This window comes from Mycobacterium sp., from assembly GCF_040398885.1.
Taxonomy (GTDB): Bacteria; Actinomycetota; Actinomycetes; order Mycobacteriales; family Mycobacteriaceae; genus Mycobacterium.
This window is the reverse complement of sequence record NZ_JBBATF010000116.1, coordinates 1-9,892: the sequence shown is the minus strand read 5'-3', so window position 1 is coordinate 9,892 and position 9,892 is coordinate 1. Positions and strand designations below refer to the sequence as shown.

The window sequence follows — 9,892 nt, the reverse complement described above, 5'->3', positions numbered from 1 at the left end:
CCGGCGCCTCCCCGCCGCCGCCGGGGTGGGGCGGACCGGGTGGCTACGGCGCCCCCCAGGGCGCCCCCCAGGGCGCCTACCCGCCGGGCGCCTACCCGCCGGGCGCCTACCCGCCGGGGGCCTACCCGCCCCCGCCCCCGGCCGGGGGCGGCTGGGCACCGCCACCCCCGGGATACGGGCGGCCGGCTTTCAGTGTCGGCGAAGGGTTTTCGTGGGCCTGGAACAAGTTCAGCAAGAACGCGGTTCCGGTCCTGTTGGCCACACTGCTCCTCGGCCTGATCCTCTCGGCGGCAACGGCGCTGTTCGTGTGGCTGCTCAACATCGTCTCGCCCGAGACCGTGGACGTCTACGAATCGGCCAATGGCGTGACCGAAGTCGTCATTCCTGATCTTTCCGGTGCCGCAATCGCCGTCTCGATGATCGGCTGGATCGTCTTCTTCGTTCTGATCGGTGCGATTTCGTCGGCTTACTACAGCGGGTTGCTGGACATCGCCGACGGCAGGCCGGTCACCGTCGGGTCCTTCTTCCGTCCCCGCAAGGTGGCGTCGGTTTTGCTGGCGGCGCTGATCGTCGGCGTGGTGTCCTCGTTGGTCACCTTCCCGCTTCAGCAAGTGCCCGTCGTCGGAGGCCTGCTGTCGTTTCTGGCCGCCGCCGCGGTGGCGATCTTCACGGTGTTCACCACCGTCGTGATCGTCGACCGCGGTCTGTCGCCGCTCAACGGCATCCGGGCCAGCATCGGCCTGGCCCGGGCGAACTTCGGTGCGGCGCTGCTGGCTTGGCTGCTCAGCGGTGCTCTGCTGGTGGCCGGTGCGATGCTCTGCGGTATCGGGTTGCTGCTGGCGGCGCCGATCGCCCTGCTGTTCGTCGTCTACGCCTATCGCAAGCTCAGCGGCGGGACGGTGGCTCCGGCCACCGCCTGACCGATGGCCGACGAACAGGTGGGCCCTGACGGACACGACGGCCATGGCTTCGCCACCAGGGCGATCCACGCCGGCTTTCGCCCGGACCCGGCGACGGGGGCGGTCAACGCGCCGATCTACGCGAGCAGCACCTTCGCCCAGGACGGGGTGGGCGGCCTGCGGGGCGGGTTCGAATACGCCCGCACCGGCAACCCCACCCGGGCCGCGCTGGAGAGGGTCCTGGCCGCCGTGGAGGACGGCACGTTCGGGCGGGCGTTCAGTTCCGGGATGGCCGCCACTGACTGCGCGCTGCGTTCGGTGCTGCGTCCCGGTGACCACATCGTCATTCCCGACGACGCCTACGGCGGCACATTTCGCCTGATCGACAAGGTGTTTCGGCACTGGGGTGTGGAGCACACCGCGGTACACCTGGCCGATCTCGACGCCGTCCGGGCCGCGGTCACCGACCACACCAGGATGATCTGGGTGGAGACGCCGACCAATCCGCTGCTGTCGATCGCCGACATCGCCGCCGTCGCCGACATCGGCCGCGGCGCCGGCGCAAAGGTTCTGGTGGACAACACCTTCGCCTCGCCCGCGCTGCAGCAGCCGCTGGCCCTGGGCGCCGATATCGTCCTGCACTCGACGACGAAGTACATCGGCGGTCACTCCGACGTCGTCGGCGGCGCGTTGGTGACCGACGACGAGGAACTCGACGCCGCCTTCGCGTTCCTGCAGAACGGTGCCGGCGCGGTGCCCGGGCCCTTCGACGCCTATCTCACGATGCGGGGTCTGAAGACGCTGGAACTGCGGATGCGGCGGCACAGCGACAACGCCGCCCTGGTGGCGGAGTTCCTGGCCGGTCACCCGTCCGTGGACCGGGTGCTCTATCCGGGACTGCCCGACCATCCCGGCCACGCGGTCGCCGCCCGCCAGATGCGGGGATTCGGCGGAATGGTGTCGGTGCGGATGCGGGGTGGTCCGCAGGCCGCCCGCGAATTCTGTTCGAGGACAGGGATTTTCATTCTCGCGGAGTCGCTCGGCGGAGTGGAGTCGCTGATCGAGTATCCCGGCGCCATGACGCACGCCTCGACGGCAGGTTCGCAACTGGAGGTACCCGACGATCTGGTGCGGCTGTCGGTGGGCATCGAGGACCCCGCCGACCTGCTCGCCGATCTGGGCCAGGCGCTGGGCTGACTCGCGGCCTAGCGGGCGGCCGGCAACACCGCCGCGGCGGTCAGTTCCAGATTGACCTGGGCGGTGTCCGAAGCGTCCAGCCAGTCGCCGCCGGCGATCTCGTTCGCCCGTTCACCGGCGGCGCGCACTCCGGCCTCGTTGAGTTCGAGCACGTCGCCCAGACCGCCGGCGGCATACAGAAGACTGATGACCGCCGCGATCACCGGCGCGGGGCGTCGCTTCTCGAACAGCGCGCCGAGCACCTCGGCCCGGATGACCGCCACCCGGGCCCGGTTCTTCACCGGCCAGCGATAGTGATTGCGCCGCAACCGGTTTTCGGTCAGCGAGACCTGATGGATCTGTCCGGTGCGCAACAGTTGGTCGAGAACGTCGTCCTCGGCCTGCCCACGCAGCGTGGCAACCGCCGCCGCCGGGGTAAGCGGTCGCTGAAGCAGCATCGCCAGCGCCGGCCGGACCGACGGATCCAGCGGAACCGGCCCGTCCAACGCGATCAGACGCCCCTCGGGCACCGGGTCCTCCGGTTGCGCGGGGCGCACCCGGCAGTCCAGGGCCAGATCCAGGATCAGGCCGGCGGCGAGAACCCGGCCGAGTGCCGCGCGTTCCAGACGGGGCTGGGCCTCGGGGTTGTCGAGCAGCAGCAGAAGCAGGTCTTCGGCGATCCTCGCCATGACTAGGAGTGGTAAGGCTCGGCTTTTTTCAGCGTGACCTTGACCTTGGCCCCGCTTGGCACGGTGTACTCGCGGGTCTCGCCCTCGACGGCGTTGAGGAGCGCCGCGCCCAGGGGTGAGTTCGGCGAGTAGACCTCGAGTTTGCCGTCGGAGACGATCTCCTGCCGGGTGGCGATCAGGAACGTCTCGGAGTCCGACTCGTCCCCGTCGTAGATCACGGTGACCACCGAACCGGGCAGCGCGACCCCGGACTGTTTGGGCGCCTCGCCGACCTTGGCGGTGTTGAGCAGTTCCTGAAGCTGGCGGATCCGGGCCTCCTCCTGGCCCTGCTGCTCGCGGGCGGCGTGGTAGCCGCCGTTCTCCCGCAGGTCGCCCTCCTCCCGGCGATCGTTGATCTCGGCGGCGATGACCGGACGGTTCGCGATCAACTGATCCAGTTCGGCCTTCAGCCGGTCGTAAGACTCCTGCGTCAGCCAGACCACCTGGTTCTCGGTCATCTCGTCGCGCTCCTAGATCGTGTGTTCCGCGCCATGCGCGGATGCGGGTGTCGTTGCTGCCGGGGTTACGGTCGGGCCCGCGTGCATTGCTCACCCCCGCGGCCCACCCCCGCGCTACGCTCCGACCCCGCTGAAATTAAGCAATACACGGCTCCCAGCAGGAACCGTGCACCTCCGAAGTGTAGCACCGGCGGCGCGACGGGACCCCGGTTTCCCGCTGCGGAGTTTGCTGGCCGCTACGGTGCGGTGAGGTAGGGCGGGACCTTCGTGCCGCAGCCGTAGACGTCGGCCATGACCGAAGGTCTGTAGGACTTGACCGTCGTGGTGACCCGGACGGCGCGTTCGGCCGACGGCCCGACGAGGATCTCCCGGCGTCCGGTCTCCCCGCCGTCGATCGCCTTCGACCGCACGATGCAGACCACAGGGACCGACGGGTCCCTTCGGGTCACGCTGATCGTAACCGACACGGTGTGGCCGTCGAGCACCTCGTAGACCCCGGCCTTGCCCTCTACGGCGGACCTCTCGAACCGCTGGAAACCGAGGACCGCAACACCCAGCCCGAGCAGTGTGGTCAGCCCGGCCAACGCCATCGCGACGCGGCGCCGGGTCGCGGCGGGCAGCGGCGGCCGGCCGTACCGTGCCGACGGGCCCCGGTGGCCGGTGGGCATGTCGGTCATGGGTGCAGTGTGCCCGCCCGCGCCAGGCTCCGTTGCGGGCACCCCTACGGCGAATGGGACTATTGGAGGCCACGACGCGAAACCGAGGGACTGGCAGAGGACACGTGACCGAACGGCGGCTGATGGCGATTCACGCCCACCCGGACGATGAGTCCAGCAAGGGTGCGGCCACTTGCGCGCGTTATGTCGACGAGGGCGACCGGGTCATGGTGGTGACCCTGACCGGCGGCGAACGCGGAGACATCCTCAACCCGGCGATGGACGTTCCCGAGATGCGCGGCCGCATCGCCGACGTCCGGCGCGACGAGATGGCTCGGGCCGCGGAAATCCTGGGCGTCGAACACCGCTGGCTGGGATTCGTCGACTCCGGCCTGCCCCAGGGCGACCCGCCGCCGCCGCTGCCGGACGGCTGCTTCGCGTTGGTGCCGCTGGAGGAACCGGTCGCCCGGCTGGTCCGGGTGATTCGCGAATTCCGGCCGCACGTGATCACGACCTACGACGAGAACGGTGGTTATCCGCATCCGGATCACATTCGCTGCCATCAGGTTTCGGTGGCGGCCTTCGAGGTGGCCGCCGACCCGCTGGCGCACCCGGAGGCCGGCCCGGCGTGGGCGGCCGGCAAGCTGTACTACGTCCACGGGTTCCTGCGTCAGCGAATGCAACTGATTCAGGACGAGTTCGCCAGGAACGGTCTTGAAGGCCCGTTCGCCCGTTGGCTGGAGAACTGGGATCCCGACAAGGACCCGTTCGAGAAGCGGGTCACCACCCGGGTGCACTGTGCGCCGTACTTCTCCCGGCGGGACGACGCCCTCAAGGCGCACGCCACCCAGATCGACCCGGACGGTTTCTTCTTCGCCACGCCGATAGAGTGGCAGGAGCGGCTGTGGCCCACCGAGGAGTTCGAGTTGGCCCGCTCCCGGGTGCCGGCCGTGCTGCCAGAGGACGACCTTTTCGCCGGGATCGAGACCTACGAGTGAGCTATCCACTGACGATGACCCACCCACTGCTGGTCACCCTGGTGGCTGAGGGGCCGGCGAACACCGGTCCGGACTTCGGCAAGGCCAGCCCGATCGGGCTGCTGATCGTCGTGCTGCTGCTCATCGGCGTGTTCGCGCTGGCGCGGTCGATGAACCGCCACCTCAAGAGGGTGCCCGAGAGTTTCGACGCGGCCGAGGATGCCGCCGTGGGGGACGCGCCCGACCCGGAGAGGGAACCCGAGGGTGACTCCGGCCGGTAACGAACTCGCCGCCGCGACCAGCCCGTATCTGCGCCAGCACGCCGACAACCCGGTGCACTGGAGGCAGTGGGGTCCCGAGGCGCTCGCCGAAGCCGCCCGCCGCGACGTGCCGATCCTGCTGTCCATCGGCTACGCCGCCTGCCACTGGTGCCATGTGATGGCCCACGAGTCGTTCGAGGACGAGACCGTGGCCGCCGCGATGAACGAGTTCGTCTGCATCAAGGTCGATAGGGAGGAGCGCCCCGACCTCGACGCGGTCTACATGCAAGCCACCGTGGCGATGACCGGTCAGGGCGGCTGGCCGATGACCTGCATCCTGACTCCCGACGGGCGGCCGTTCTTCTGCGGCACTTACTTCCCCAAGCCGCGGTTCCTGAATCTTCTGGCCGCGGTGCGAACCACGTGGCGCGAGCAGCGCGACGACGTCGAACAAGCCGGCGACCGGATCGCCGGGGAGTTGCGCCGGATGGCCGCCGGGTTGCCTGCCGGGGGGCCGGAGGTGACCGCGGAATTGTGCGATCACGCGGTCACCGGGGCGCTGCGGGACGAGGACACCGTCCGGGGCGGTTTCGGCGCTGCGCCGAAGTTCCCGCCGTCGCACCTGCTCGAGGCCATCCTGCGCAGCCACGAGCGCACCGGATCCGCGGTCCCGCTGGGCACGGTCCGGCGCACCTGCACAGCGATGGCCCGCGGCGGGATCTACGACCAACTCGCCGGCGGTTTCGCCCGCTACAGCGTCGACGCCGACTGGGTGGTGCCGCACTTCGAGAAGATGCTCTACGACAACGCCCTGCTGTTGCGGGTGTACGCGCACTGGGCGCGGCGGACCGGTGACCCGCTGGCCCGCCGGGTGGCCGCCGAGACCGCGGCGTTCCTGCTGGCCGACCTGGCCGAGGGCGGGGTGTTCACCTCCTCGCTGGACGCCGACGCGGCGGGCGTGGAGGGATCGACGTACGTGTGGACGCCGGCGCAACTGCGCGCAGCCCTCGGTGACGACGACGGCCACTGGGCGGCGAGCGTTTTCGGCGTCACCGAGGACGGGACATTCGAGCACGGGAGTTCGGTGCTGCAACTGCCCGCCGAGTTCGACCCGCTGCCGGGAGAGGCCGACCGGTTCGACCGGGTCAGGGCCGCCCTGTTGAAGGTCCGGCGGAGCCGGCCCCAACCCGGCCGCGACGACAAGGTCGTCACGGCCTGGAATGGGCTGGCGATCACCGCCCTTGCCGAAGCCGCCGTGGCACTGGGGGATTCACGCCTGGTGGATGCCGCGCTGGGATGTGCCGAACAGATCGTCGGGCTGCATCTGGTCGGCGGCCGGCTGCGGCGCGCCAGCCTCGGCGGCCGGGTGGGGGACAGCGCCGCCATCCTGGAGGACCACGCGATGCTGGCGACCGGACTGCTGGCGGTCTACCAGTTGACCGCCGACCAGCGGTGGCTGGCCCACGCCACCGACCTGATCGACCTGGCGCTGCGGCATTTCGCCGACCCCGACCGGCCCGGCCGCTGGTTCGACACCGCCGACGACGCCGAGTCGCTGGTGGTCCGTCCCGCCGACCCCATGGACGGAGCCACCCCGTCGGGGGCGTCGTCGATCGCCGAGGCTCTGCTGACCGCGGCGCACCTGGTCGACGCCGATCGGGCGGCCCGCTACTCCGCGGCGGCCGAGGAGGCCCTGCTGGCGCATTCCCCGCTGCTGGCCCGGGCGCCGCGCTCGGCCGGACACTGGCTGGCCGTCGCCGAGGCGGCGGTCCGCGGCCCGCTGCAGGTGGCGGTGTCCACCGGCGGTCCGGAGTCCGACCTGCTGACCGCCGCCCGCCTGATCGCACCGGGCGGAACGGTCGTCGTCGGCGGCCTGGTGGACTCCGTGCCACTGCTGGAGGGCCGGGACCGCATCGGCGGCGCCGACGCGGCCTACGTCTGCCGCGGCCGGGTCTGCGACCTGCCGGTCACCGGCGCCGCGGATCTCGCCGACGCTCTCGGCGTGCGCGGGTGACGCCGCCTCACCGGAAGACGGCGAACCACATCGCGACGTAGTGGCAGATCGCCGCCACCGCGGTGCAGGCGTGGAAGAACTCGTGGTGGCCGAAGGTCGTCGGCCACGGGTTGGGCCACTTGAGCGCGTAGAACACCCCGCCGATGCTGTAGAGCACGCCTCCGATTATGAGCAGCACCACGGCCGCCACGCCGGCGCCGTGCATGATGGGGCCGACGAACCACACCGCCACCCAGCCCAGCACCAGGTAGAGCGGAACCCCCACCCAGCGCGGCGCCGACGGCCAGCACATCTTGAGCAGCACACCCGCCAGCGCGCCGCCCCAGACGATCCAGAACAGCACCCAACCGTCGCGCTCGGGGAGCGCGAGAAGGGCGAACGGCGTGTAGCTGCCGGCGATGAAGACGAAGATCATCGAGTGGTCGAGCCGCATCATCCACTTGTGCGCGGCCGGCGACTTCCAGTTCACCCGGTGGTAGGTCCCGCTGACGGTGAACATCCCCACGATCGTGATCGTGTAGATCAGCGTGGCAAGCCCGGCCCGGGTGCCCTGCAGCGACCACGACACCGACACCAGCGTCGCGCCCGCCACGGCCGCGACGATCGCCGCCACGACATGGATCCAGCCGCGGGCCCGCGGCTTGCCCAGAAACTGACTGACGCCCTCGACGACGGCTTCCGGAAAGTCCTCGGCCTCCCCGGCATCGGTCCGGCCGGCCCGGTCCGGCTCGGCGACCTCGGCACCTGCGGTCATGTCCACCTCTCTGCTGGACCTCCCTGCCGGACGTGGAGAGCGCCCTTCCCTCTCCCACGGCCACAGTAGTCTTGGTGGTCGTGGAGATCATTTCCCCGCGCCTCAAGGAACCGGCCTACCGGCTCTACGAAATGCGGTTGCGGCAGGAGCTTGCAAACTCCAAGTCCGCACTTCCACGCCACATCGCCGTGCTGTGCGACGGCAACCGCCGGTGGGCGCGCGACGCAGGTTACTGCGACGTGAGTTACGGCTACCGGATGGGTGCGGCCAAGATCGCCGAGATGCTGCGCTGGTGCGCCCGGGAGGGCATCGAGATGGCGACCGTCTATCTGCTGTCGACGGAGAACCTGCAGCGCGATCCCGAGGAGTTGGAGGCGCTGATCGAGATCATCACCGATGTGGTCGAGGAGATCTGCGCACCGGCCAATCGCTGGAGCGTTCGCACGGTGGGGGACCTGGAACTGCTCGGCGAGCAACCGGCGCGCCGGGTGCGCGACGCCGTCGACACGGCCACCTCGACGGCGCCGTCCGGTTCGTTTCACGTCAATGTCGCGGTCGGTTACGGCGGTCGGCGGGAGATCGTCGACGCGGTCCGCCAGTTGCTGGCCAAGGAGATGGCCGACGGCGCGACACCCGAGCAGATGATCGACTCGGTGACCGTCGAGGGCATCTCGGAAAATCTCTACACCTCCGGTCAGCCCGACCCGGATCTGGTCATCCGGACCTCGGGGGAGCAGCGGCTGTCCGGGTTCCTGCTGTGGCAGAGCGCCTACTCGGAGATGTGGTTCACCGAGGCGCACTGGCCGGATTTCCGGCGCGTGGACTTCCTCCGCGCGCTGCGGGACTACAGCCGGCGACACCGCCGCTTCGGCGCCTAGCCCGGCGACGACTCGGGACGGAGTCCCTAAGGCGGGCGATCCGGTCTAGATCTTGCGCAGCCGGAGCCGCTTGACCGAGTGGTCGGAATCCTTGCGCAACACCGCCGTCGCCCGCGGACGGGTCGGCAGGATGTTCTCGATCAGGTTGGGCCGGTTGATGGTTCGCCAGATGTCGTGGGCGGCCGCGACGGCCTGCCGATCGGTCAGGCCGGCGTAGTGATGGAAGTGCGACGCCGGGTCGGCGAACGCGCCGGCCCGCATCGCCAGGAACCGCTCGATGTACCACTGCTCGATGTCCTCGATGCGGGCGTCGACGTAAACCGAGAAGTCGAACAGGTCCGACACCATCAGGGTCGGCCCGGTCTGTAAAACGTTGAGCCCCTCCAGGATCAGGATGTCCGGGTGGGTGACGACGTGCTTCTCGCCCGGGACGATGTCGTAGATCAGGTGTGAGTAGACCGGGGCGCACACCTGGTCGGCGCCGGACTTCACCGAGGTCACGAAGCGCATCAGGGCGCGGCGGTCGTAGCTTTCCGGGAAACCCTTGCGGTGCATCAGGTTCCGGCGGTTCAACTCGGTGTTCGGGTAGAGGAACCCATCGGTGGTGACCAGGTCGACCCGCGGGTGGTCATCCCAGCGCGACAGCAGCGCCTGCAGCACGCGCGCCGTCGTCGACTTACCGACGGCGACGCTGCCGGCGACGCCGATGACGAACGGCACCGGGCGATCCGGGTTCTGCCTCGGCTCGCCGAGGAATTCGTCGGTGGCGGCGAACAGGCCCTGGCGGGCGGCCACCTGGAGATGGATCAGCCGGGCCAGCGGCAGGAACACCTCCTCGACCTCGAGCAGGTCGATCTGCTCGCCCAGGCCGCGCAGACCGACCAGCTCCTCCTCGGTGAGCTTGAGCGGCGTGGCCATCCGCAGAGCGCGCCAATCGCTGCGGTCGAACTCCACGTATGGGCTGGGTTCGTTCAACCGGGCCATGGCCCAAGTCTTGCAGTTAGCGTGAACGGCATGGAGCCGGACCACCTCATCGACGAATACCTGTTGCTCGGCTTGCGGTTCGACCGCATCGAGGAAGGCTACGTCGAC

At 69.7% G+C, this 9,892-nt stretch carries 11 protein-coding genes; 6 read left to right on the top strand and 5 right to left on the bottom strand.

The window, feature by feature from the left end:
* The coding region (locus ADBZ5U_RS11490; protein ID WP_526265509.1) for a hypothetical protein at nt 1–920 on the top strand (920 nt) is incomplete at its 5' end.
* A gap of 3 nt (nt 921–923) precedes the next feature.
* Entirely contained in the window at nt 924–2,096 is a 1,173-nt protein-coding gene (locus tag ADBZ5U_RS11485; protein WP_526265507.1) for a cystathionine gamma-synthase, read from the top strand.
* Between the two features lie 8 nt (nt 2,097–2,104).
* Here the strand turns inward: ADBZ5U_RS11485 and ADBZ5U_RS11480 are convergent, their stop codons facing one another.
* The 3 genes from ADBZ5U_RS11480 to ADBZ5U_RS11470 all read right to left on the bottom strand — a co-directional run bounded on the left by ADBZ5U_RS11480 (nt 2,105) and on the right by ADBZ5U_RS11470 (nt 3,938).
* Nucleotides 2,105–2,764: a GPP34 family phosphoprotein gene (locus ADBZ5U_RS11480; protein WP_526265505.1), complete on the bottom strand. Its 660-nt coding sequence runs from the start codon at nt 2,762–2,764 to the stop codon at nt 2,105–2,107.
* 2 nt (nt 2,765–2,766) lie between these two features.
* The gene (gene greA, locus ADBZ5U_RS11475) at nt 2,767–3,261 is read right to left on the bottom strand and encodes a transcription elongation factor GreA (protein ID WP_526265503.1); all 495 of its coding nucleotides are present in this window, start codon (nt 3,259–3,261) and stop codon (nt 2,767–2,769) included.
* A gap of 236 nt (nt 3,262–3,497) precedes the next feature.
* Entirely contained in the window at nt 3,498–3,938 is a 441-nt protein-coding gene (locus ADBZ5U_RS11470) for a DUF4307 domain-containing protein (RefSeq protein ID WP_526265501.1), read from the bottom strand.
* A 104-nt stretch (nt 3,939–4,042) separates the two neighbouring features.
* On the opposite strand from ADBZ5U_RS11470, the gene mca reads away from it, so the two are divergent.
* From mca to ADBZ5U_RS11455, 3 genes are read left to right on the top strand one after another with little or no spacing between them, the layout of a single operon-like run.
* Nucleotides 4,043–4,915: a mycothiol conjugate amidase Mca gene (gene mca / locus ADBZ5U_RS11465; protein ID WP_526265499.1), complete on the top strand. Its 873-nt coding sequence runs from the start codon at nt 4,043–4,045 to the stop codon at nt 4,913–4,915.
* A 14-nt stretch (nt 4,916–4,929) separates the two neighbouring features.
* Entirely contained in the window at nt 4,930–5,175 is a 246-nt protein-coding gene (locus tag ADBZ5U_RS11460) for a hypothetical protein (protein WP_526265511.1), read from the top strand.
* The gene (locus tag ADBZ5U_RS11455; RefSeq protein ID WP_526265497.1) at nt 5,114–7,168 is read left to right on the top strand and encodes a thioredoxin domain-containing protein; all 2,055 of its coding nucleotides are present in this window, start codon (nt 5,114–5,116) and stop codon (nt 7,166–7,168) included. The genes ADBZ5U_RS11460 and ADBZ5U_RS11455 overlap by 62 nt, the downstream gene beginning before the upstream one ends.
* A gap of 7 nt (nt 7,169–7,175) precedes the next feature.
* On the opposite strand, the gene trhA is transcribed toward ADBZ5U_RS11455, so the two are convergent.
* The gene (gene trhA / locus ADBZ5U_RS11450; protein ID WP_526265495.1) at nt 7,176–7,922 is read right to left on the bottom strand and encodes a PAQR family membrane homeostasis protein TrhA; all 747 of its coding nucleotides are present in this window, start codon (nt 7,920–7,922) and stop codon (nt 7,176–7,178) included.
* Between the two features lie 80 nt (nt 7,923–8,002).
* On the opposite strand from trhA, the gene ADBZ5U_RS11445 reads away from it, so the two are divergent.
* Nucleotides 8,003–8,800, top strand: coding sequence for a (2Z,6E)-farnesyl diphosphate synthase (locus ADBZ5U_RS11445; protein ID WP_526265493.1), 798 nt, complete (start codon nt 8,003–8,005; stop codon nt 8,798–8,800).
* Nucleotides 8,801–8,845: 45 nt separating this feature from the next.
* Here ADBZ5U_RS11445 and coaA read toward each other — a convergent pair whose 3' ends face one another.
* A complete protein-coding gene (coaA, locus tag ADBZ5U_RS11440; RefSeq protein WP_526265491.1) occupies nt 8,846–9,784 on the bottom strand; it encodes a type I pantothenate kinase in 939 nt (312 codons plus the stop codon).
* Nucleotides 9,785–9,892: the final 108 nt, after the last annotated feature.

Coding starts and splice junctions, on each gene's coding strand:
- greA (WP_526265503.1), bottom strand. CDS start 3,261: ATGACCGAGAACCAGGTGGTCTGGCTGACGCAGGAGTCTTACGACCGG.
- coaA (WP_526265491.1), bottom strand. CDS start 9,784: ATGGCCCGGTTGAACGAACCCAGCCCATACGTGGAGTTCGACCGCAGC.
- ADBZ5U_RS11460 (WP_526265511.1), top strand. CDS start 4,930: ATGACCCACCCACTGCTGGTCACCCTGGTGGCTGAGGGGCCGGCGAAC.
- ADBZ5U_RS11480 (WP_526265505.1), bottom strand. CDS start 2,764: ATGGCGAGGATCGCCGAAGACCTGCTTCTGCTGCTGCTCGACAACCCC.
- ADBZ5U_RS11485 (WP_526265507.1), top strand. CDS start 924: ATGGCCGACGAACAGGTGGGCCCTGACGGACACGACGGCCATGGCTTC.
- ADBZ5U_RS11470 (WP_526265501.1), bottom strand. CDS start 3,938: ATGACCGACATGCCCACCGGCCACCGGGGCCCGTCGGCACGGTACGGC.
- ADBZ5U_RS11455 (WP_526265497.1), top strand. CDS start 5,114: ATGCCGCCGTGGGGGACGCGCCCGACCCGGAGAGGGAACCCGAGGGTG.
- trhA (WP_526265495.1), bottom strand. CDS start 7,922: ATGACCGCAGGTGCCGAGGTCGCCGAGCCGGACCGGGCCGGCCGGACC.